This is a genomic window from Planktothrix prolifica NIVA-CYA 540 (assembly GCF_963864145.1).
In the GTDB taxonomy this organism is placed as follows: Bacteria; Cyanobacteriota; Cyanobacteriia; order Cyanobacteriales; family Microcoleaceae; genus Planktothrix; species Planktothrix agardhii.
In genome coordinates this window covers 3493611-3517342 of the sequence record NZ_CAWLTW010000001.1, presented here as the reverse complement: position 1 = coordinate 3517342, position 23732 = coordinate 3493611, and the positions used below count along the sequence as shown (strand labels likewise).

The 23732-nt window shown below is 40.2% G+C and carries 20 protein-coding genes, 2 rRNA genes and 1 other RNA gene; 11 read left to right on the top strand and 12 right to left on the bottom strand.

The features are described from left to right. Positions 1-3 precede the first annotated feature (3 nt). Together AC559H_RS15740 and AC559H_RS15735 are read right to left on the bottom strand one after the other, a co-directional pair. Positions 4-435 (bottom strand): hypothetical protein, encoded by a 432-nt coding sequence (locus AC559H_RS15740; protein WP_026785346.1) that lies wholly within the window; start codon positions 433-435, stop codon positions 4-6. A gap of 12 nt (positions 436-447) precedes the next feature. Next, complete coding sequence (locus AC559H_RS15735; protein WP_026795965.1) at positions 448-1311, bottom strand: shikimate dehydrogenase; 864 nt, start codon at positions 1309-1311, stop codon at positions 448-450. A gap of 105 nt (positions 1312-1416) precedes the next feature. Between AC559H_RS15735 and AC559H_RS15730 the strand changes: the two genes are divergently transcribed. Then, positions 1417-2040 carry a Uma2 family endonuclease gene (locus AC559H_RS15730; protein ID WP_026785348.1) on the top strand — a complete coding sequence of 208 codons (624 nt, stop codon included), beginning with the start codon at positions 1417-1419 and terminating at the stop codon, positions 2038-2040. An 81-nt stretch (positions 2041-2121) separates the two neighbouring features. On the opposite strand, the gene AC559H_RS15725 is transcribed toward AC559H_RS15730, so the two are convergent. From AC559H_RS15725 to AC559H_RS15705, 5 genes are all read right to left on the bottom strand, one after another. Then, positions 2122-2859, bottom strand: a complete 738-nt coding sequence (locus AC559H_RS15725) for a DUF4276 family protein (RefSeq protein ID WP_026795964.1) — start codon at positions 2857-2859, stop codon at positions 2122-2124. Positions 2860-2861: 2 nt separating this feature from the next. Beyond that, entirely contained in the window at positions 2862-4034 is a 1173-nt protein-coding gene (locus AC559H_RS15720; RefSeq protein ID WP_026795963.1) for an ATP-binding protein, read from the bottom strand. A gap of 576 nt (positions 4035-4610) precedes the next feature. Next, on the bottom strand, positions 4611-5957 hold the full coding sequence (locus tag AC559H_RS15715; RefSeq protein WP_026795962.1) for a P-loop NTPase fold protein: 1347 nt from the start codon (positions 5955-5957) through the stop codon (positions 4611-4613). Between the two features lie 53 nt (positions 5958-6010). Further along, positions 6011-7075 (bottom strand): J domain-containing protein, encoded by a 1065-nt coding sequence (locus AC559H_RS15710; protein ID WP_036833664.1) that lies wholly within the window; start codon positions 7073-7075, stop codon positions 6011-6013. A 23-nt stretch (positions 7076-7098) separates the two neighbouring features. Then, on the bottom strand, positions 7099-7860 hold the full coding sequence (locus AC559H_RS15705; RefSeq protein WP_036833666.1) for a class II aldolase/adducin family protein: 762 nt from the start codon (positions 7858-7860) through the stop codon (positions 7099-7101). A gap of 179 nt (positions 7861-8039) precedes the next feature. Here AC559H_RS15705 and rrf (AC559H_RS15700) point away from each other — a divergent pair. The 3 genes from rrf (AC559H_RS15700) to nadC all read left to right on the top strand — a co-directional run bounded on the left by rrf (AC559H_RS15700) (position 8040) and on the right by nadC (position 9507). Next, a 5S ribosomal RNA gene (rrf, locus tag AC559H_RS15700) occupies positions 8040-8156 on the top strand. Between the two features lie 257 nt (positions 8157-8413). Then, positions 8414-8530: ribosomal RNA gene (gene rrf, locus AC559H_RS15695) — 5S ribosomal RNA — on the top strand. A 125-nt stretch (positions 8531-8655) separates the two neighbouring features. Beyond that, the gene (nadC, locus tag AC559H_RS15690) at positions 8656-9507 is read left to right on the top strand and encodes a carboxylating nicotinate-nucleotide diphosphorylase (RefSeq protein WP_026795960.1); all 852 of its coding nucleotides are present in this window, start codon (positions 8656-8658) and stop codon (positions 9505-9507) included. Between the two features lie 61 nt (positions 9508-9568). On the opposite strand, the gene AC559H_RS15685 is transcribed toward nadC, so the two are convergent. Both AC559H_RS15685 and AC559H_RS15680 read right to left on the bottom strand, forming a co-directional pair. Then, positions 9569-10597 carry a C39 family peptidase gene (locus AC559H_RS15685; RefSeq protein WP_026785355.1) on the bottom strand — a complete coding sequence of 343 codons (1029 nt, stop codon included), beginning with the start codon at positions 10595-10597 and terminating at the stop codon, positions 9569-9571. Between the two features lie 547 nt (positions 10598-11144). Continuing rightward, positions 11145-12470, bottom strand: coding sequence for a M16 family metallopeptidase (locus AC559H_RS15680; RefSeq protein ID WP_026795959.1), 1326 nt, complete (start codon positions 12468-12470; stop codon positions 11145-11147). A gap of 184 nt (positions 12471-12654) precedes the next feature. Here AC559H_RS15680 and AC559H_RS15675 point away from each other — a divergent pair, with 184 nt between their 5' ends. The 3 genes from AC559H_RS15675 to AC559H_RS15665 are packed head-to-tail and all read left to right on the top strand — an operon-like array spanning position 12655 to position 14099. Then, a complete protein-coding gene (locus AC559H_RS15675; protein ID WP_173401021.1) occupies positions 12655-12825 on the top strand; it encodes a DUF8624 family small hydrophobic protein in 171 nt (56 codons plus the stop codon). Beyond that, positions 12818-13303, top strand: a complete 486-nt coding sequence (locus tag AC559H_RS15670; protein WP_026785357.1) for a GNAT family N-acetyltransferase — start codon at positions 12818-12820, stop codon at positions 13301-13303. Before AC559H_RS15675 ends, AC559H_RS15670 begins: the two co-directional genes overlap by 8 nt. Before the next feature lie 52 nt (positions 13304-13355). Beyond that, positions 13356-14099, top strand: a complete 744-nt coding sequence (locus AC559H_RS15665) for a HEAT repeat domain-containing protein (protein ID WP_026785358.1) — start codon at positions 13356-13358, stop codon at positions 14097-14099. A 28-nt stretch (positions 14100-14127) separates the two neighbouring features. Here AC559H_RS15665 and ssrS read toward each other — a convergent pair. Then, positions 14128-14314: non-coding RNA, 6S RNA (gene ssrS / locus AC559H_RS15660), on the bottom strand. A gap of 209 nt (positions 14315-14523) precedes the next feature. Here ssrS and AC559H_RS15655 point away from each other — a divergent pair. Then, positions 14524-15144 (top strand): tetratricopeptide repeat protein, encoded by a 621-nt coding sequence (locus tag AC559H_RS15655; protein ID WP_036833668.1) that lies wholly within the window; start codon positions 14524-14526, stop codon positions 15142-15144. A gap of 129 nt (positions 15145-15273) precedes the next feature. Here the strand turns inward: AC559H_RS15655 and pcrA are convergent, their stop codons facing one another. Continuing rightward, positions 15274-17652, bottom strand: coding sequence for a DNA helicase PcrA (gene pcrA / locus AC559H_RS15650; RefSeq protein WP_026795957.1), 2379 nt, complete (start codon positions 17650-17652; stop codon positions 15274-15276). A 113-nt stretch (positions 17653-17765) separates the two neighbouring features. Next, on the bottom strand, positions 17766-18320 hold the full coding sequence (locus tag AC559H_RS15645) for a hypothetical protein (protein ID WP_026785364.1): 555 nt from the start codon (positions 18318-18320) through the stop codon (positions 17766-17768). Positions 18321-18644: 324 nt separating this feature from the next. Here AC559H_RS15645 and AC559H_RS15640 point away from each other — a divergent pair, with 324 nt between their 5' ends. The 3 genes from AC559H_RS15640 to priA all read left to right on the top strand — a co-directional run bounded on the left by AC559H_RS15640 (position 18645) and on the right by priA (position 23480). Next, entirely contained in the window at positions 18645-19490 is an 846-nt protein-coding gene (locus AC559H_RS15640; protein ID WP_026785365.1) for a segregation/condensation protein A, read from the top strand. A 217-nt stretch (positions 19491-19707) separates the two neighbouring features. Continuing rightward, positions 19708-20865 carry a nucleotidyltransferase family protein gene (locus tag AC559H_RS15635; RefSeq protein WP_026785366.1) on the top strand — a complete coding sequence of 386 codons (1158 nt, stop codon included), beginning with the start codon at positions 19708-19710 and terminating at the stop codon, positions 20863-20865. A gap of 80 nt (positions 20866-20945) precedes the next feature. Continuing rightward, positions 20946-23480 (top strand): primosomal protein N', encoded by a 2535-nt coding sequence (priA, locus tag AC559H_RS15630; protein WP_026795956.1) that lies wholly within the window; start codon positions 20946-20948, stop codon positions 23478-23480. Positions 23481-23732: the final 252 nt, after the last annotated feature.

Genomic DNA, 23732 nt, shown 5'->3' with positions numbered 1-23732 from the left:
AGTTTATCTCCCAATTCGATTTTTAAAACCAGAGGCTTTAAATTGTTTGAGTTGCAGAGGAGTTTCCAGGTTAGAAGGAATCGAAATTCTAAATTCAAAATCACTAATTCCAGGGGGAACTGTATCAATACTCCCTAACCGTCCTCGATTTTGCATCACTGGGTTATTGGTCGCATCATAAATCCGACCAAAAATATCGGCATCTACAACAACTTTTCCCGATGTATTATTCGCTTTTCCGGTAATAATAAAACAGTTGGCATCTTGACTAGAACCACTAGATATATACCCTTCTGCTAATTCAGGAGGACAGTCTTTGTAACTTAAATCTTGAAGTTGAATCGGAATTAATGCCCAAGCTGGGGGAGTCCAAAAACCGATGATTAAAATGCAGAAACAAAGGCAAAAAATAATCGGTGAAATTCTAAATTTCATACAATTTTTGAGTTATTTTATATTTAGATATTGTTGGAGAGACTGACGCATAATCTCGACGGGAACAGGTTGCTGTAACCACAATTCTAAGGCGGCGGCTCCCTGAATTACTAACATTGGTAATCCATTTAAAATCAGCGCACCTCTAGCCCCTGCTAAAGTCAAAAATTGGGTGGTTTCAGGAACATAAATTAAATCATAAGCGATCGCACCCAATTTAATTTTATCCAGCACCGACGCCTCAACGGGAGACTCCTGAACGTGAGGATACATTCCCACCGGGGTCGTATTTACCAATAAGTCCGCTTGGGGAAGCAGACTCGATAATTGTTCCCAGGGACAGGTTTTGACCGCAACCGATAGGGGGGAAGTGATCCAACTCTGTTGAAATGTGGCCAATTTTTGGGGGTCACGACCGACAACATAAATTTCCCCGATCCCTAACTGGGCACATCCAGCCACCACCGCCCGCGCCGCCCCGCCATATCCCAAAATCACGGCCACTTGATCATGCCAATGTTGATGATACACCTCTAGGGGAGTCAGAAAACCCACAACATCGGTATTGGTGCCACTCCAACCCTTATGAGTCCGCCAAACAGTATTCACCGCCCCGACGGACTGGGCCAGGGTTGTCACTTCCGATAAAAAGGGTAAAATCGCCTGTTTGTGGGGAATAGTAATATTAAATCCCTGAATTCCAATAGCTGCAAATCCTTCGAGGGCGGTTTTTAAATGATTAGGAGAAATAGCAAATGGCAGATAAACATAATCCACTCCTAAATGGGCGATCGCGGCATTGTGCATCACCGGAGAAAGGGAATGTGCAATCGGATCACCGATTACTCCTAATAGTTTGGTTGTGCCTTTAATCATAATAACGGGAATTCAATATCTATTTGATTATAGTGGTGATCCCAAGAATATGAAAACATTATATATTTCGATATAATGAATGTATTAATTGGGATAAGTTGATATATGCCAATCGCAACCGACCGACCAATTCAACAGAAAGCACTCAGCTTTGACGAGTTTATCGTTACTTATCGTGACGATAACCGTTATGAACTTATTGATGGAGATATATTTGACTTGGAACCAACAGGCTTGCATGAAGAAGTTGCAGCCTTTATTACCACAAAGGTATGCGTCCAAATCGACCAAATGGGATTGCCTTGGTTTGTGCTTCAGCGAGGACTTATTCGCCCTTCTAACATGGGAATGACTGCATTTCGACCCGATGTGGCAGTTATTGACCGACATGAGCTTACTAAAGAACCAATTTGGAGTGAGCAGTCAATTCTGACCCTAGGCAGTTCAATTAAATTTGTAGCGGAAGTTGTGAGTAGCAACTGGCAAAATGATTATGCCCGTAAAGTTGAAGACTATGCAACTCTGGGCATTCCCGAATATTGGATTGCCGACTACGCTGGATTGGGAGGGGTTCGACATATTGGGAAGTCCAAACAGCCTACTCTCTCTATCTGCACACTAGCAAATGGAGAGTATGAAATTCAGCAATTCCGTGGCAATCAGATAGTTATTTCGACTACTTTCCCTAACCTAAAATTGACAGCCGCAGAAATTTTGAAGACTTTTTAAAAAATTATTAATCTAAAGTGTGATCGCTTTACAATGTGAGGTAAGGGTGAAATAGATAATCTTGACATATCGAATTCTTTATTATGTCAAAAATGTATTGATTATTGAAACTAAATCGTTTAATTTTGTTATTTTACTTGCGATTTTTATGTAAATATTTGCATAATCCAAACATTCTATAGTTCTTTCTACGGTATCTTTTTTCTTATTTTTATATGCTTTACCTACAAGCTGATAGATATCATGTAAATCCTGGGCTGGATGGGAGCGTAAAGTCATATCATCAATACAAGGGTCAAAGCCTACTCTTGATACTATAAAAGAGTTTGTCAGAATCGTATCAACACAGGTGAAGTGATTGCATTCAGATAAGAACCACGACTCAATTTCATTCACAGCCACCACAATTGCAGTGTTAGCAGGTAAAGGCGGAGTTACTTGGCGATTTCGTTTTACAGTACCATTTAGCAACTCATTTTCAAATTGAGTTAAGTTCGTTTCTGGACATAGATTTTGCGGATAAAAATCTAACAGACCAATTATTTGAGTATGCCCTTGTGAAAATAATGTCTGATAGTTGTCTATAATTCTTGATCTTACACTGCTATCACCCCTACAATCGTGAATCAAAGCATAATGCTTAGGAGAAACTGGATTTGAAGCTGTTTTAGGATAAATATTTTTTGTAGGTCTTCTTCCATAACCTTGAAATTGCTCTAGTTCAACTGAAATATTTTTTTGTCCTGCTATTTCTATGAGTAGCTTATTTATAAAAAGCTGTTCTGTTTGTCCTTCAACAAAAAAAGTAATTTTTTTCATGGTTATTCTTCAATTTCAAAATCTTCAATGTAGTATTCGTAGGATAGGAAATCAAAGTTATTAAGCCCTGTACGTTGAAATTCTTCAAAAGTTGATTTAGAATTTCTATAATTATAAAATAAAGACTTTTTGGGTATTCTTTGAATAACAGACCAATATTCCAAAGGAACTTTATTCATTACAAATCTATCATTTGTGGTCATGATAACTTGGACAGATGAATCTTTTATCTTCTCAATAATAAGTTCAATAAGGCTGTTAGATCTATCGTAATCTAATCCTTCTCCGATATCGTCAATCAAAATGCAACTTGGAGTCTTGCTTAACAAAGAATAATTGAGTTGCACAAGGAGTGATAAAGCCCTGAACATTCCTTGAGACATTTCTGTCTGATCTGTAATACCCTTTAAATCTCTCTCTTGTACATTTAAGCCATATACAGGAATAGGAAATTTTTTTAAGGGACTTACTTCTATTTTTTGTAGATCGTATGAAATTGCTTTCATATCCTCAAGTATGGTATTTACAAATGAATCGGGAAATTGCTTCTCCCCCATACAAAAAATTCGAGTTACCTCATCACCATCTTTTAAATCTACTTCGTCACTATCATATTTGACCAGATTTATATCTTTTAGAAAAGCGTTTTTACCTAATGGAGTCCCAAAAGGATAGTAATTTAAGTTTTTCCCCCAAGAATATAACGTTTCAAAGAAAGAATGTTGTTTTTTATCTCTTTTTGATACAGCTAATACATCATCATCTGTCTCAAAAGCTAATTTTTTCTCAGCTCCCTCATACCAGAGAATCCCTTCAGTACGGTTTAACTTTTCTACATTATTAACCGTTAAAGTCTCCTGAATGATTTTCCCATCTTTGAAATCCAAATAGTATTGTATTTCTCCCTCATCACTATCGAACCTTAAATTATATTCAGTAGTTCCAAAGCCTAATGAATTAAGCCGGGATATTTGCACATCCCCACAAAATAGGTCTGCAATATGGCGTATGGCATCGATTGTTTTACTTTTGCCTGTTGCATTTTTCCCTACGATGAGATTCATCCCAACGAAAGAGAGCCATTGTCCAAATTCATTATTTAGAGGTTTCCCTTCAATTGACCACTCATCAGGTTGATTCTTAAAACGGGAAATCTTTATTTCTTTTAATTGCACTTTTTTCTTTCCCTATACTAGGTAGTTGACCTAAAACACTTTAATCTTAATCTAAAAAATAGTTAAGTTTTGGTGGATTGCTTCGTCTTACAACACTTCGGACAGTTTGCGATCGCCAACGGTGGAATAAGGGGTTTAGGCTTTCGTTTAGCCTCGATCGCTAACGGTAGAATAAGGGGTCTAGGCTTTTACTCAAAAACTGTCCGGGGTATTGATCTTACACCAAAATGTAAAACATTAGTTGAGCAAGCGAAATGAAAAAAACTTTTTCACTTGCTCTAATTTGCTTTGCAGATCGCTCAGGTGAACTCCTATCAGATTAGAGTCCAAGCGACCATCGCACTCTAAAACACATCAAATCATCTGAGAATATTTGTAGTTGGATGAAATAGCGATCGCCAATCACAAACTTGAGAAAATGATTGTTGAGGCAATCTCTGGTAACACGACATGAAAACATTATATATTTCGATTTAAAAATAAGGTGGGCTATGCCCACCCTCCTAAAATCCTTACAATCCATCTAAAAACATCAAAAAAATCCGTGTAATCCGTGTAATCCTTCTAAATCCGTGATCAAAATTCCTGAGCTTCTGCCAAAATTGGGTTAATATCATACCAAAAATGTTGGGCTTGGTGATATTCAAACACCCATAAACTTCTTAATAGGGTTTGATATTCCATTTGACCACTTAATTTTTTAGTTGCTGCAACTTGACGTAACATTTGTTTTTCTTCGGCTTCAATAGCTAAGGTTAATTGATGGCGACGTTGTAAAATTACCTCCTCTAAGGATTGTCTAGTTAATGGAGGATCTTCTTTTTGCAAACAGCTATATAACAAAATTAACAAACTGCGAACATGACCGCCACTAATGGTACAAAGTCGATCTAAAGTGTCAGGACTATCAAAAATATTTGTTACTAAGTCTGGATATTCCTTCGGATCAATACCCGGAAAAGCTCGAGCCATTACCATTTGGCGTAATAGTTCAATTCCTGCTTCGCAGGGTGTTCCATCTTCAAATTTTACCGTCACCATTGGTAAAGTTTTTGGGTCGCTCCCAAAGCGATTCATCAGTTGTCCTAAATCATTAGAAAAAATTAAACCCAACGGAATCGTATAAACAACATGACAATTGAGTTTATTCAGTTGTTCGCCCCGATCAATAAATAAATATTCCGGTTGCGGGCGTCCGGTACTATTTTTGCTATCAATAATTCGGTCTAAATTATCAACAATTACGACCAACCCCTGTTTTCCCATTTGTTTCAATTGTTGGATCGAGGGTTCTAATAATTCTTTATTGATCGCCTCTAAAATATTATTAGTTCGAGGTTCTAAATATTGACGCAATAAAGACCTTAAATCTCGACTATCTTTGGTTTTAGCCGTAATATTTCCAATTCCCGTTGATAGGGAAAACTCCCCTTCCGTACTTGCAGCTAACGTCCCAATTCCGGGAACATTAACATCTCCTTTTAAATCAATTTCTGTATTTAAAACCCCGATCACTCCACTGAGTAAACTTTTAAAGCCTTTAGGTTTTAATTTAATTTGTAGGAGTTCAATACTTTCACTGACTTGACGGGCGATCGCTAATAAAATATCAGTAATATCCACATCCGCCATATCTAAATCCTTACTCGACTCAAAATAAACGACATGGAATCCTTCTTTTTTGAGTTGAGCTTGAAGTCGGAGTAATTCCGTTGACTTTCCCGATCCAACATGACCAGTAAAGAGTTGACAAGTGGGGCGATCGGGTGATAAACGAGTAATTGTTCGGGAAATTTGCTCAATTAGTTTCCCACCGCGTGCAGGAGAAAAATCAATATAATATTGTTGATCTTCCGGGTTTTCTACATTCAGGGTTTCAGCCGGATTAGAAGCTTTAAAAAAGCGAGATAAATCAAGTTCCATTGTTATTGAATGAGTTTGAACGTTGAATTGATTCTGTATCTATTATTAAAGGATTAGTAGGCTAACCACAACCCAAAACTAAAACCGAGACCGGAAATTATCCCTAAAATCAAAAAGGTATAAAACCCATTGTAGGACGCAAGTAATTTTTCTCCCGCCACCATTTGCGCCACAACCCCAGCAACCAAAGCGATCGCACCCCAAGCAGCAATAATAAGCTCTGGCTGTATTTGTTCAATCACCCGCATGATGGCTTTCTGACCCGCCCCAATGCCAGCCCCGATCCATCCCCCTAATAGTAATCCAAATAAACTCCCCGTTCCTAGTTTGGCTCTGGATTGAAATATTGCATCTAAAATAATCCCTAACATTAACCCCATAATCACCCCAAAACCCCCACCGAAAACTGAACCTAACCAGTTTCCCCGGCGAGTTCCGGCAATTAACCCGGCAATAGCAGCAATTCCCATCACCGTCAACAGTCCAATTACCGATTTAGAGGCTGTTTCTGAGCCTGCGATCGCCCCTAATCCGATGCCGACCATCCCCCATACCGTTGCTGTAATTACCCCCCCAGCTTCCTTTCCTAGCACCCAACCAGCGATCGCCCCAGCAAACATCAACGATATTAACCAAGGTTGAGACGAATCCGAATCCTTACTGGCGACCAAGGTAATCGTAAACCAAGCAATTAGGCCAAATATCCAAACCCAGAAGGGAATCTTCAAAGTTATTAAAATCCAAGCGATCAGCGTATAACAAACAAACACCCCCGTTAGCCAACCTAGAGGGATAGTTGGGGAAGTTGGGGAAGTTGGGGAAGTTGGGGGAGTTGGGGGAGTTGGGGGAGTTGGGGGAGTTGGGGGAGTTGGGGGAGGTGTGAAGGTTGTGAAGGTTGGGGGAGCCGGGGAGGTAGGATAACTTAAATGGGTTTTTAGGGTTTCGTAGGCGTGGCTAATTTCTTTGAATTTTGCTTCCGCTTCGATTTGTAAGAGAGAATCTTGGGGATAACGATCGGGATGCCATATCAATGCTAGATGGCGATAGGCTTGTCTCACTTCCTCTAAGCTTACCCCTGGTTTTAGGTCTAATATTTTATAATATTTTTCAATCTCCACGTTTGCAATTTGTTGACCTGCTGTTATTCTAATAAGTCCGGTTCTGCTGCGACAATTTTGTCATACAACGATTGAAAACTAAACCAACCCATATAATGGCTACCAACTTGACTAAGGGTTAAATCAGCTATTTCAGGATTAATTAATATCGGTTTTCCGGCAGCTTCCGCCATTAATTGTACCTGACAAGAGCGTTCCATTGCAATAAACCACCAGGCTGCTTCATCTACCGAATGACCGACAGTTAATAATCCATGATTTCGCAAAATAGCTGCTTTTTTATCCCCCAAAATATTAGCTATTCGTTGGCCTTCATTCGGGTCTAAAACGACTCCAGTATAATCATCAAATAAGACATGATCCTGATAAAAAGAACAAGCATCTTGAGTCAAAGGATCAAGTAATCTCCCTAAAGAAGCCCAAGTTTTTCCATATAATGAATGGGCATGGGCCGCCGCCACGACATCAGGACGGGCTTGATGGATTTGGGAATGAATGGCAAATGCGGCTGCATTCACGGGTTTATTCCCTTTGACAACTTCCCCTTGATGATTCACTAACAATAAATCCGATACCCGAATCTGGCCAAAATACATTCCAAAGGGGTTAACCCAAAAATGGTCAGGAAATTCAGGATCACGGGCGGTGATGTGACCCGCAACTCCTTCATCAAAACCATAGTGGGCAAATAACCGAAAGGAGGCAGCTAACCGTTGCTGACGATGTAGACGTTCATCTTCGACTCGTTCAAAGCTGGGGGGCTGGGGTAGATTAAACTGAATCATGATTTCCTGAATAGGTTTCCGTCTTCTGTTGTAGCTCAGGTTGAGGCAAGAAAAACTTTTTTTGAAAAAGGGGTTGACATTCCCAGAGAAACAGAGTAGATTAGTAAATTGTGAGGGAGAAACAAGCGAACCAAAAGAACGCAAAGCCCTCAAAAACAGGAAAAGTTTTATAGAGCTTTCCTGGTGTCTATGGCTCAGTGGAACCACTCCGATCCATCTCGAACTCGGAAGTGAAACGTTGACACGGCGAAGATACTTGGCGGGTAGCCGCCTGGAAAAATAGCTCGGTGCCAGGTTAATATCAAATAAAAGCCTGCTTCCAGTGATAAATCGGAAGCAGGCTTTTATATTTTAATCTCAGAAACCCGGTTTCTTTGATCCGCTTGATACCCCTAACTCCCTCACCAAGCCGGATCAGAGGATCAAAAAAAATATTTTAAAAAAGGGGTTGACATTCCTAGAGAAATCAAGTAGATTAGTAAATTGTGAGGGAGAAACGAGCGAACCACAAGAACGCAAAGCCCTCAAAAACAGGAAAAGTTTATAGAGCTTTCCTGGTGTCTATGGCTCAGTGGAACCACTCCGATCCATCTCGAACTCGGAAGTGAAACGCTGACACGGCGAAGATACTTGGCGGGTAGCCGCCTGGGAAAATAGCTCGGTGCCAGGTTAATATCAAACTAAAGCCTTCTTCCAGTGATAAATCGGAAGGAGGCTTTGGTATTAGAAACCCGGTTTCTTGTTTCTTTGACCCCCGGTATTATAGGATGTTTTGATATTTCTCGTGAATTAAATATGAATGCGATATTACCTCCTAGGGTTATTTTAGATCCCCTATTACAACAATGGTTATTAGAAGATATTGGACGAGGCGATCGCACGACCGCCGGATTATTAGTCGGAAATCAGATCAAATCCGCCGATTGGATTGTTAAAGAAAAGGGTGTGATCGCCGGATTATCTATTGCTGAAAGAGTGTTTCAACTGTTGGATCATCAGATAGAATTTACTCCTTTAGTTAAAGAGGGAGAATGGTGTGAAAAAGGGACAAAAATTGCATTTTTAGAGGGGAGTTTAGAAGCATTATTAACAGGGGAAAGAGTCGCGTTAAATTTAGCGATGCGACTGAGTGGAATTGCTACGGAGACGCGGAAATATGTAGAAGCGATCGCCGATTTACCCTGTCAATTAGTGGATACCCGCAAAACCACACCTGGATTAAGATTATTAGAAAAATATGCTATTCAAGTCGGTGGGGCAAAAAATCATCGGATGGGATTAGATGATGCGATTATGATTAAAGATAATCATATTGCGGCGGCGGGGGGAATTGCAGAAGCGATCGCAAAAATTAGAGAAACCATGCCTTATCCTTTAACTATTGAAGTCGAAGCAGAAACTTTAGAACAGGTTAAAATCGCCTTAGAACATGAAGCGGATATTATTATGTTAGATAATATGTCCTTAGAGTTAATGAAAGAATCTGTTAATATTATTCGTGAATATAACCCCAGAATTAAAATAGAAGCATCGGGAAATATTACTTTAAAAACTATTCGCTCAGTTGCAAAAACCGGAGTTGATTATATTTCAACTAGCGCCCCGATTACCCGTTCAAATTGGTTAGATTTAAGCATGAGAATCTAAATTAAACTTTAGGGGCGAGTAAACAAACCTCGCCCTAAGATTACACTTTTATTCCTAACAACTACTTAGAAATAAAATGTACCCAAAAACTACCATCAGGTATGCAAACACGGCGGATCAATAGATAGGAATAATTCAAATAAGATCCACTCAAATCCGTGCGATAACCGGAGGAAAACCATTCCCCATAAGGGTCATGAACAATAAACCCATATTCGTCATAACCCACCACAGGCATAATATGACCAAAGGAGGTGAAATATCCATGAATTACAGCAGGATTTCCAGCCGCAATCCAATCTTTGATATCATCTATGGTGCCATTTTCAGTAAAATAATCCTGACAGCCATAATCTCGAACAATTCGAGCTAAATCGTTGGGATTGTGGCGACTGTAGCCTTTATCAATAGCATATTGATAGAGTTCATCTTCAAACTGACCAGAACTGGTTTTGCGACGAGCTTTCAAGTATTCCAAACACATTGCTATGGATGTCACATTGCACGATCCCGTCGGATTAAACCAGTTATCCAATTGAGATTTATAGGGAACATTGAGACGGAAACTTTTGGGAAGCGGTTTAGGATACACCCGGCTGCCATTTTCATAAATTTCAGCGTGTTCTCCCCAAATATATAAGACCGAATATCCCCCGTAGGATTCAGTGCGTAAAGCGACTCGTAAATGTCCGCGAATGGGATCGTAGGCTAAAACACTAAATTCTTTATCGGCGGGAATCGCAAATTTTTCCGAGTCATTTAGTTGAGAAGAAGCAATCGGTTTAACTTTAAAAACTGTACTTTTGACCGTTTTCAGAATTGGGGTTGCTACGGGAATCTGTTCCCGTTTTGCTTCTATTAGCTTTTTCGCCGTTACTGCGCCCAGATAACCCGCTTCACCACACTCCATCAACTTCTGAAATTGGTGTAATCCCGCCGTTGATTTCGGGCCAAAAACCCCATCCACAGGCGGATCAAGTAGTCCTAAATCAATTAGTCGAGTCTGAACTTGGCGGGAAAGTTCGTCGTCTTCAGAAATACCTTTAATATCATATCGAGTATTTTTACCGAGAAAATCTTGTAGTTTCATCAGAAAAATGGGTAGAAACCCCGTCCCATTCGACAAGCTCAGGGCAAGCCTTATAGGACGGCTTTATATTTCCCCTTTCAGGGAGGAGGGTATGGTGGCCCTCCTAACTCCTATTTCTAGGGTAAAGTTAGCTGAGTGCTTCGCACACGCTACGCGAACGCCAAGGTTTTAAGAGCTTGTTAGGCTAGTAGCACTGTCTTACCCCTCGTAAAACTGTTTAACTACTAACGACAGAGCCAGGGACTAGCTACGCATCCAACAGGGTGTCTTGACTCACAAAAACGTAGTCAGTTAAGACTTAGGCTGGTCAACTAACTGAAGTTAGAGGCACCGGGCGCGTAGCCTGCGCTCCGCGCATAGCCCCGTCACAGAGAGTGCGGGGTGCTGACAGAGGCTAATTCTCACCAATGACTCAAAAAACATGGAGATCAAAGTTGTCAGGACAATTTTACCATTATTAGTCCCCAGAAATTTCCCAACTCTGGGTTTTCTTTAATTCAGGGAACGTGATTTTACTGATAACTCTTTAACTGTTAACTGTTAACTGTTAACTGATGACTGATGACTGATGACTGTTTGAGGAAGGTTTCAAAATCACAATTCCATAGGCATCAGGAGACAAATACCGTTGTGCCGCCTGTTGAATGGTTTCTGAACTCAAACTTTGAATATGATCGGGGTAATGGAGACCCGCAGTTAAATCCCCCACCAAAGATTGATAGTATCCATACAACCCGGCGCGATCGCTAGGAGTTTCATTTCCAAAGATAAACCGATTTGCCACCTGCATCCTAACTTTAGCAATTTCATCTTCGGTAATTAATTCGCTTTGGATTTGACGAATATGATCGGTGAGAATTCCTTCAACCAGAGCCAAATTCTCCACGGGCAAACGGGCTGAAATATAAAATACCCCCTGCCAACGCTGGGTCATATTACTCGCAGAAATCGACGAAACTAACCCCCGATTTTCCCGTAGATCTTGGAATAGTCGTGCGGTTCTGCCCTGACCTAAAATATAGGCTAAAACGTCTAAAGGATAGGTTTCAGAAAGTTCTACTAAACCAGGTACACGCCACAACATCAATAATCGGGCTTGTTCCAAGGTATCATCAATGATTTCTTGACGAACAATTTCCTGAAAACTCGCTTCAGGAGTCCAGGGTTGTAGTTCAGGGAGGGCAGAACCCGACGAGGATGGGGGATAAACCGAGCTAACGGCATTTTCTACCGTTTGGATCAAATTTTCCACGGGTAAATTTCCGACCACTGCTACGGTCATGGAGCGGGGCTGATACCAAGTGCCATGGAAATCCCGCATTTGTTGAGATTGTAACTGCTCAATCACCGATGCTGGCCCCAAAACCGGACGACGATAGGGGAGTCGCTCAAAGGCGATTTCCATGGACTGACGGAAGGAACGCCGCCCTGGGTTATCTTCAGCCCGACGAATTTCTTCTAAGACGACAAATCGTTCCCGTTCAAAGGCTTCATCCGCGACACTGGCATTCAGAACCACATCAAATTGTAGGGGAGCTAAATCCGCAAAGTCCTGGGGGGCGGTGGTGATGTAGTAATGGGTATAGTCCTGACTGGTTGCTGCATTGGTGACCGCGCCCCGTTGTTCGATTTTTTGCTCAAATTCCCCGATTTGCAGATGGGGTGTGCCTTTAAAAACGATATGTTCTAAAAAGTGCGCCATACCGTTGATATCATCGGATTCAATGGCTGAACCAATATTAATCCAAACATTGAGATTTACCGCATCAACGGCTAACTGTTCTGCCACAATGGTCAGACCATTGGAGAGTTGATGAACAGTGGGAGTATTGATCGGTCGAGGCAAAGATGGTTTAACGAGGATAGAAGTCATTTAATTCAGTTATCAGTAAACAGTTATCAGTGGTTAGACGCGCCTAAACAAAGCGCAATCTCGTCAGGCTGTTATTGCATCCGTACCAGTTATTAGTTATTCGTTCATAGTTGATAGTTTTTATTGTATTGTAGGTTATTAGCTAAAAACCGACAATTCCTACACTGATAACTGATAACTGATTATGGCATTCTTTCGTCAATATATGGCCCCGTTGATTGTGGTCATCATGTTTTTATTTGCTCTGTTCGTTGTCAGTGCGCGAATTTTTCTCCCTGGAGATATGACCGCCCCTGCGCCCATTGGCACGATTACTACATCGGCGACCTATTTCCTTAATCATATCCGTGTCTGAAGTTTTTATTCCCGGTTATCATTTGCGCCAGGGGTCACGTTTAGATCGGGCTTTATTACTCAAGTTTGCATATCGAACCTATAAGGAACAATTCCCCGATCAAGATTTAAGCCATCTCGCCCTAACTGTTGAGCAGTATTTTTCGCCTCAAACTCCTTTGTGGTGGGTGGATAAATTCAACCCAGACTCCTACCCTCCCGAACCGATAGCTTGTTTATGGTTAGGTAATGCGATTGATTTGGCCGACGGAGAACGCACCGCCCATGTTTTTTTGTTGTATGTCGCACCAGAACACCGAAAACGGGGTATTGGTTCGGCTTTAATGGCTCATGTCCAACAGTGGGCCATAGGACGAGGCGATCGCAAAATCAGTCTACAAGTTTTCACGAATAACCAACCCGCTCTCAATCTTTATCAGAAACTAGGTTATCAACCTCAATCTTTGTTGATGCAGAAGATTCTATACAAAGAGGTTTAACTTCCCTAAAATTGATGACATCAACGGTGACAAATTGTTGTAAATTAATGATATGGAGGATGAAAAACTGATCGTAACCAATACTCAAGACCCCTTAGAAAGTCCTTTGGATCAATTGGATGATGGCGAAATGGCCAAACCCGATCCAGAGGAAATGTTGCTGTTGTTAACCTCATCCGAACCGCAACAGCGCATGATTGCGGCCAGGGCATTTTGTGAAATTAAGGACAGGCGGGCTATTCCTGATTTAATTCGGTTGTTGAAGGATAGTTGCCCTTTGGTGCGGGTAAGTGTGGCCTATGCCTTGGGACGCAATTCTAATTCCCAAGTGGTGGAAGCTTTGATTACACAACTACATCAAGACTGGAATGGTTATGTCCGTAAAGGGGTGGTTTGGGCTTTAGGAACCTGTGGCGATCGCCGAGCTTTAGAACCTTTATTAGATGCCCTAAAAACTGATATTCCCGCCGTGCGTCTGTGGGCGGCGAGTTCCCTTGGTCAAATGGCGAAAGTGAGTTATGATACCGTGATTCGGGCAATTCCCCCCATGATTGAAGCCCTCCGTCAAGATCCGGTTCCGGCGGTTAGAAGTAACTGCGCCTGGGCATTGGGTCAACTCTGTCGAGAACTACCCTCTAATGTTGTTTATGCCGTGGCTATTGATGCCTTAATTGAAGCCTTGGAAGAAGATGGGGATGTCGGGGTTAAGGATGATGCTAAATCATCGTTATTAAGAGTCGGTGATCCGAGGGGATTACAAATTATTGAAGATTTAGAAATGGACGGCCTATTATAGTTTCTATTGTTTGAGAACTTGAGCGATAAGGTTAACCGCAACGCCGTGTTACCTCAGCTTTTGACCTGGGCAAAACCAGGTGGGTACCTCGACCAGACTTAAAGTTTCCGAGTCTAAGCTCGGTTTACTGCCGCCTGCAATTCTCTTGGCTCCCGTATTCTTAAAGCTATAGATCAAAAAAACATATCGGCAAATCACCAACGCCGCAGCACAACCTTGAACTTATTATAACAGATTTTTCTGGGATAGCAAGGAGATTGGGCAAGAGGTAATGGGTAATGGGTAATGGGTAATGGGTAATGGCTGTTGTTCATCAAAAAATTAAATTAATTCTTTGTCGAGCTTTAGCTCCACCCGTTGTTGCGCTTAAGCGCATCTTCTCTGTTATAATAGATTGCGCTTAAGCGCAACAACAATATCAAATATGCCTCTTTCCTTAGAACAACAACTCAACTACTGGACTAAATATTTTCATTCCCATCCTGATGATATTCGGGGATATATTCAACGGGGAATGGTTTATTTTAAATTGGGGAAAATTGCTGAATCTATCCAAGACTTTGATCACGCAGAAAAGTTGGATTCTAGCATTAAACCCTATTTGTGGCAACGGGGATTATCCTATTATTATACAGAACAATATCAACTCGGTGCTGAACAATTTGAAATTGATTTAACCGTTAATTCCCAAGACGTTGAAGAAACGGTTTGGCGATATTTATGTATTGCCCAATTTCAAGGAGTTGAAGCTGCTAAAAATACCCTGCTTCCGGTTAAAAATGATCCGCGTCCGGTTTTGAGAAGTGTTTATGAATTATTTGCCGGGAATTGTACCCCCGAAGATTTATTAAAAATCGGAGAAAAACAAGGAAAATCAGGGAATTTTTATAGTCATCTTTACTTGGGATTATATTATGAAGCTGAACAAAATATAGAACTTGCTAAAACCTATATTAATCAAGCTGCAACTGAATATGAAATTGAGGATTATATGTGGAATTTAGCCGTTGTTCATCAAAAAGTTAAATTCTTTGTTGAGCTTTAACTCCACCCGTTGTTGTGCTTTAGCACATCTTCTCCATTATTGTAGTTTAACAATAGATTGCGCTGAAGCGCAACAACAAGCGCAACAACAAACGCAACAACAAACGCAACAACAAGTGCAACAACGGGATTATTTGAAACGTTGTAAGGGAACAGTATTTGGGTCAAGAATTTTAGGACTGAGACTGCCAAATTTAATCGCTAAAGACATTTTATCTTTATTTGAGAAAATGTGGGTTACTTCTCCAATCCCAAAGGTACGATGAAAGACTTTATCCCCAACTTTCCAGTCCTTAACATTCGATTCTAATTTGTCACTTTTGGCAGGTTGTTTAATCTCAGTTGGTGATTTTGACTCTTGTTTAATTCCCTTATTTTTATTTTTAGTTGTTTTGGGTTGAATGGGAGGAGTATAACTATGAATTAATCCTTCGGGTAATTCTTGTAAAAACATTGAGGGGATACAGGATTCTAAAGTTCCCCATAACCGCCGTTGACAAGCATGGGTTAAGAATAACTGTTCCTGGGCACGAGTAATTCCAACATAACATAAACGTCGTTCTTCTTCAATAGATAAGGGGTCATTTAAACTGCGATAATTGGGGAAAAGTCCCTGTTCTAAACCAACTAAAAAGACGATGGGAAATTCTAATCCTTTAGCCGCATGGAGGGTTAATAAGGAAACCGCTTGTTGTCCTTCTTTTAAGTTATCTAAATCGGAAGCTAAGGAGGCACTGGCTAAAAATCCACCCAGGGTATTATCCTCATATTCCTCTTGAAATTGGGAGACGGCATTCGTCAATTCTTTAATATTTTCTAAGCGGTTTTCGGCTTCATCTGTTCCTTCATTTTTCAAGTCTTGAATATAACCCGCATCCTGTAAAATTCCTTCTAAAATTTGCATGGCGGAATGGTCTTCTAGGCGTTCTTGCCAAGTTTTAATAGTTTGGGCAAATTGATTTACGGATTTTGCTGAACGTCCGGCTATGGTATTAACAGAATCTTCATCACTAAGCACTTCCCAAAGGGGTATTCCTAACTGTTTAGACGCATTGAATAACCCATCAATAGTGGTTTTACCAATACCTCGACGGGGAACATTAATAATTCTAAGTAAACTAATACTATCGGCCGGGTTAGCAATTACTCGTAAATACGATATGGAATCCTTGATTTCTTTGCGGTCATAGAACCTTAATCCCCCGACAACGGTATAGAGAATATTATTTCTTAATAACACATCTTCTAGGGCGCGAGATTGGGCGTTGGTTCGATATAAAATGGCAAACGCACCATAATCTAATTCGGGATTTTGTTGACTAATTTCTTGAATTTGTGATAGAATAAATTTGGCTTCATCTACTTCATCATCTGCTCGATAACAATAAATTGGTAGCCCTTCTCCTCGGGTGGGACGGAGGATTTTATCAATGCGTTCGGTATTTTGTTGAATCAGATGATTTGCTACTTGTAAAATATTTTCCCGGGAGCGATAATTTTCCTCCAGTTTAATCATAGTACGAGTATCATCATCGGGGAGGCGATCGCCAAAATCCTGTTGAAATTCTAACAATATTTTATAGTCTGCCATCCGAAATGAATAAATAGATTGATCCACATCTCCCACCACAAAAATAGAACGATTTTGCCAATTTTTAATGGTTCTGGGGTTTTCCCCATTCGTAACTAATAACCGAATTAAATTATATTGAGTGCGGTTAGTATCTTGATATTCGTCTACTAAAATATGGCAGAATTTTTGATGCCAATAGGCTAATACTTGCTCATTTTGACTGAGTAAATCAACGGTTACTCTAATTAAATCATCAAAATCTAAAGCATTATTTGAAGCTAATTGAGATTGATAGGAACTATAAACTTCCGATACGACTCTACCATAATAATCAGGATTTTCCCTGGCATATTGTTGAGGCGAAAACCCCAGGTTTTTAGCATTACTAATCGAATATCTAATTTTTTTAGGCTCAAATTTCTTATCGTCCAAATTCATATCTTTAAGAACGATATACTTAACCAATTTTTGAGCATCATCTTCATCAAAGATGGAGAAATTCTTATCCCACTTTCTGCCACTTTCGTCTTGATATTTATTAATATCATATCTTAGAATCCGAGCGCATAAACTATGGAAGGTTCCCATCCAAAGATGTTTGCTAATACTGCGATAAACCTTTGATTTCAAGCGAGTTTGTTCATCGGCAGCTAAAGCTGATAAGGGTTTTCCAAATTCGAGTTCTGCCTGTTGTTGAGCAAAAATTAACTCAACCCGTTCTTTAATTTCCTTGGCAGCTTTATTAGTAAAAGTCACCGCCAAAATGTTCTCAGGATGAACCCGATGACTGCGAATTAAATTAGCGATGCGATAGGTTAAAGCCCGTGTTTTACCCGAACCTGCCCCCGCCACCACCAGCATCGGGCCACAAAAATGTTCCACCGCCTGACGTTGGCAGGTATTTAGATGGCTAAGGAAATCAATTGTTTGAGTCATGGCTACAGAAAACACGGGAATTGAATCAACTTCTATTTTATCCGTAGCCGGGGGTCGCGGACACACTGAACACCGAAACAAATAGGATATACCCTCAACAGAGTCGGAATAGATTAGGATTTTTGAATTCTGTTATAGGTCTGGTGAACCATATCCAGTAAGGTTAACAATTGCTGCCACTGGGCATCTCCAGTCCCATTAGCAGTTTGCTGTTCCGTGGTTAAACGGTCTTTTAGATGCTTAAATAAATCATTAACTGAGGCCTCCTCAGAGGAATTGTCTGTCTCGTACCGACCCTCCTCTGAATCATCATCTTCTCCAGAATCGGCTGAGTCTTCGTGAATATCCTGGGCTGTTTCTGCCAAGGTTAGGGCCCGTTGAGCAATATTTTCAGGGAGTTTAGGACGTTCTCCTAAAGCAACCCGAGACAATTCTAGTAATAGTTGACGCACCTGTTCAATCCATTGGCTTTTTTCAGATTGCCAACCTGTTTTGGCAACTTTTTGCTGAATATTCTGGGCTTTTTGGGCTAAAGGTAAGGCTTGAGTGGAAACACTATCAGGTAATTTAGGAGTATCTGCCAAAGAAGCGCGGGCGACTTCAATTAAGAAATCATGGACTTGCTTGACCCACTGAAGATCGGATAATTGTGAACTTACTCTAGGCATATTTTAAACTCTTGGATTTTTTACTCATAAATTGTGGAACATCAATACACAGTCCGCCATTATTCTCCGCAGGTTGCACTTCGTCTAAGGTGGGGGTTTTTGGGTAGATCAGTTCAAATAAATGTTTTCAGGGTTCGATTTTTTCAATCCCTGACATTAATCTAAAACCCAGTTTATCAAAAAACAACTGATTGAGCAGATCGTATTGTTAAGAAACAAAGGTTTTAGTCTACAATAATTTAGATATTCAGCGAACTACTGAGCTTTGAACCTTCAGTGATTTCAGGCGATTCCGCAATTTATAGCCCTAAACCCATCGAACCCATTCCCCCACCCCTTGCCACCCCTCAAGATGCGTTAACGGCTCTCTCAGAGGGGATTGCGCTCCTAATTGACTTGGCACAACGGGGAGAAATTGATCCTTGGGATGTGCAGGTCATCGACGTAATTGATCGTTATTTGAGTAAACTAACCCCCCCAGAGGAATCAAGCTCGAGCAACAATTTTGCCGAGTTGTCCCAGTCGGGTCAGGCGTTTTTGTATGCCTCGATGTTAGTCTTGCTCAAGGCTGATAGTTTAATGGCGACGGAAATCCTCGACCCGAATGCTGGCCCCATGGAAGGGGAAGAATTCCTAGACCCTGAAGATGAGGGAAATGGGATTCAACGCCCCCAACAACTGGAAAAACAAATCCGGCGGCGGGCTGTTGCCAAAATTCCCCAAAAACGGCAAGTGACGTTGCAAGAACTGATTGAACAGTTGCAACTGATGGCCGATACCATTGCCGCCCAAAAAGCCCGTCCCCGTCCCCGCGCCAACAACGCTAAAAGCAGAGCCACTACCGCCAAGGCGATCGCTGAATTAGCCCATCAAGAAAATTTAGTTGAAATGGCGGCACAGGTCGAACAGCTTTTGAATTCAGGATCACAACAGATTCCAGAATGGTTTGATTTGGAGCAGTTACTAGGTCTGTGGTTGGAGATGAAGCAACCGGAACAGGCTCCGTCCCCGGAAGAAACCCCGATTCAGCATGGCCCCAATCATGATCGGGTGGGGGTGTTTTGGGCATTATTATTATTATCGGCCCAATCTAAAGTGGAACTCGCTCAAGAGGAATTTTACCAAGACCTGAAGGTTCGTTCTTTAACAGAACCACCTACAAAGTCTTGAAATCGTGTAAGTTGAAGTTTTCTGGAATCCTACGGATTAAGCAACATGAACCTTGATAGGCTATTAATTGATGAATAGACTCAAAACTCAGATTGTAGAATAGAGCAGTTATGCTGTATCAGTGCTTGGTGCATACAAGGCATTTAGCGATTCTGATTAGTCAGTTGAATTTGAGTGGATAATTTTAAACATAGCTTAGGGTTGTGAGGAAGTGAATATGAAAGCCATGATTCTGGCGGCTGGAAAAGGAACTCGTATCCGTCCAATTACTTATACCATTCCTAAACCTTTAATTCCGATCCTGCAAAAACCGGTGATGGAATTTTTGGTGGAATTACTACGAACACACGGTTTTGATCAAATTATGGTCAATGTCAGTCATTTAGCTAATGAAATTGAAAACTATTTTCGTGATGGTCAAAAGTTTGGCGTTCATATTGCCTATTCTTTTGAAGGACGAATTGAAGACGGAAATTTAATTGGAGAAGCATTAGGTTCGGCGGGAGGGATGAAAAGAATTCAAGACTTTAATCCCTTTTTTGATGATACTTTTGTGGTTTTATGTGGCGATGCGTTAATTGATTTAGATTTAGCCGCAGCCGTAAAATGGCATAGAGAAAAGGGAGCCATTGCCACCATTGTGATGAAATCTGTTCCTAAAGAGCAAGTTTCTAGTTATGGAGTTGTGGTAACTGATGAAACAGGCCGGATTAAAGCCTTCCAAGAAAAACCCTCGGTGAATGAAGCCCTCAGTACAGATATTAATACGGGGATTTATATTTTTGAGCCAGAGATTTTTAAATATATTCCTTCCGGGTGTGAATATGATATTGGTAGTGAATTATTTCCCCATTTAGTTGAAATTGGAGCCCCATTTTATGGGATTTCTATGGATTTTGAATGGGTGGATATTGGGAAAGTCCCTGACTATTGGCAAGCAATTCGCAGTGTGCTGTTAGGATATATTAAAAATGTTTCTATCCCTGGTCAACAGGTGCGCCCTGGCATATATACGGGGCTGAATGTAGCGGTGAATTGGGATAAAGTTAATATCCAAGGCCCGGTTTATATTGGGGGGATGACTCGAATTGAAGACGGAGCGACGATTATTGGCCCGACAATGATTGGCCCGAATTGCTGGGTTTGCAGCGATGCCTATGTGGACAATAGTGTGATTTTTGAATATTCCCGTTTGGGGCCGGGAGTGCGTTTAGTTGATAAATTGGTATTTGGGCGCTATTGTGTGGACAAGCTGGGGGCTTCTATTGATGTCCAAGCGGCAGCCCTGGATTGGTTGATTACGGATACCCGTCAAGTTTTTCATAACCAATCTTCTGAACGACAAGCGATCGTTGATTTATTAGGTAATACTTAATCTAAGCGGTGTCGGTGTTCGGTTTTCCGGCTCCGTTACCCGCCACCCTTCTCAATATTAATCCTCAACAAAAACTACTGATGTCTTCTTTGACTTGCGATCAATCTAAGTTTATTGTTGCCGAATCTGGTGCATCTTACTATCAGGATGATTCGGGTGGTTCTTCTGTGGGTTCAGAACAATTTGTTGAAGTATTAGTTTATTTTGGTTCAACTCAAACAATAACAGATCCAAAAGATGTAGAGACACCAAAACTATACACTTATAGAGTGCCATTACAAATGAATGTGCAATTAGGGTGTATTGTGAGTATTCCTGTTAGGAATCAAATCAAAAGAGGAATAGTTATTCAATTTATTAATCAACTTCCTCCTCATTGGAAATCAGAGGAAATTAAAGCAGTATCAGAGGTTGATCAAGCCTATTTACCTCAAAATTTATGCCAGCTACTTACACAAATCTCTAGTTATTATCAGACTGAACTAATTGACGTTATTCGCACCTCATTACCTCCGGGTTTATTAAGTACACCTCAACTGCGTATTCGTTTAATTAAAGAAGCCATTCCTCCAGGTGCTTCTGAACTTTTAAGAACATCTGCTAAAAAGATACTTTCTCTGTTACTAGAACAAGATAATGATTTAAGTTGGAAAGAAATTAATCAAAAAGTAATTAATGCTCAACAAGGACAAAAAGATTTATTAAATCGAGGTTGGATTGAACTTTATTCGGATGATTCTAATCGTCCGAAACCAAAACTAAAAGCATCTATATCTTTAGCTGTTGATCCTTTTTTAGTAGAAAAGCTACATAAACGACATCGTGAAATTCTTATTTTTCTCAAGAATAACAGTGGTGAAATGTGGTTAAGTGATTTTGTTAAGACTTGTAATACAACTTATAATACTATAAAAGTTCTTGCAGAAAAAGGTTATATTGAAATTGAAGAAAGGGAAGTTTTAAGACTAGCTCAAGAAATAGAACAACTCCAAGATCAACCTAAAAAACTTAATCATTCTCAATTAAAAGCTCTGGAAATTATTAACAATCTCACTGGATTTTCTGAAGCTTTATTGCATGGTGTGACTGGATCAGGAAAAACAGAAGTTTATTTACAAGCGATCGCACCTGTTATAAACCAACAAAAATCCGTTATTCTCTTAGTACCCGAAATCGGTTTAACTCCACAACTTACTGATCGAGTTCGTGCGCGTTTTGGTGATCAAGTTTTAGTTTATCATAGTGGTTTTCAAACAGAACGTTATGACACTTGGCGACAAATGTTAACAGGGACACCCTATGTTATTATCGGAACTCGTTCAGCTATTTTCGCACCTTTACCGAAATTAGGATTAATTATTTTAGATGAAGAACATGATAGCAGTTTCAAACAAGATCAACCTTCTCCCTGTTATCATGCCCGAAAAGTTGCCCAATGGCGGGCGGAATTAGAAAATTGTCCCTTAATATTAGGATCAGCAACTCCCTCCTTAGAAAGTTGGTTAGAAATTAAACAAAAAAACCAAGAAAATCGGTTTTATTTATCCCTTCCCGAACGCATTCAAGCGCGACCAATGCCGCCTATAAAAATAGTCGATATGCGTCAAGAATTGCGTCAAGGAAATCGCTCTATTTTTAGTTATGATTTACAAACCGCCCTACATCAATTAAAAGCCACAGGTCAACAGGGGATATTATTTATTCATCGTCGGGGACATAGTACCTTTGTTTCCTGTCGCAGTTGCGGTTATGTGATGGAATGTCCCCATTGTGATGTCTCCTTAGCCTATCATCATGAACATCAAAATGCCGCCCAACTTTTGAGATGTCATTATTGTAATTATAGTCAACTCTATCCCCAACGTTGTCCTGAGTGTGATTCTCCTTATTTTAAACATTTTGGTAGTGGAACTCAACGGGTTACAGAAGAATTAAATCGGTTATTTCCTGAGTTAAAATGTATTCGCTTTGATAGTGATACTACCTCCCGAAAAAATGCCCATCGCACCCTATTAACTCAGTTTGCTAATGGAGAAGCGGATCTATTAGTGGGAACCCAAATGTTAACTAAAGGATTAGATTTAGAGTCCGTTAGTTTAGTCGGAATTGTATCAGCAGATGGGTTATTACATTTATCAGATTATCGCGCCAGTGAACGGGCTTTTCAAACCTTAGTCCAAGTCGCAGGACGGGCGGGGCGAGGGAATGATCCTGGGCGAGTAATTTTACAAACCTATACCCCCGAACATCCGGTGATTCAAGCGGTACAACGTCATGATTATGAGTCTTTTGTTGCTATGGAATTAGAACAGCGACAGGAGTTAAATTATCCCCCCTATGGTCGTTTAATTTTATTACGTTTAAGTAGTTTTAATCAGCAAGATGTTGAACAAACTGCTCAAAGATTAGCAGAATTTTTATTAGAAAATAATCCTAATTCTGATTTTGAATTATTGGGCCCGGCTCCGGCTCCGATTCTTAGGGTTGCTAATCGTTATCGGTGGCAAATTTTAATTAAAACTACTCAAGATTCTTCTATGATTTTACCTAAATTTTCTGATTTTAATTCTGGTTCTGTTTATATTACAATTGATATTGATCCTCTACATTTGTAAAGGATTAAGACTGAGCCATCTAAATGGGTGTATCCTGTAAGGAATTAGCTGGAACAGTTCAAGAAATATATACTCTTTTTCACTCCAATCATGATATAATATAATAGGACAGAATTTAAGTAAATTATGTAAATTTAAAATTTTGTCAACTAATCCATGTCAAATTGTATTGAACAAATCCGTTAGAATGAGAATATAAATTATTAGAATTTATAATTTTAGAGACCTGAAATTAAACCTATTTTTTGAATT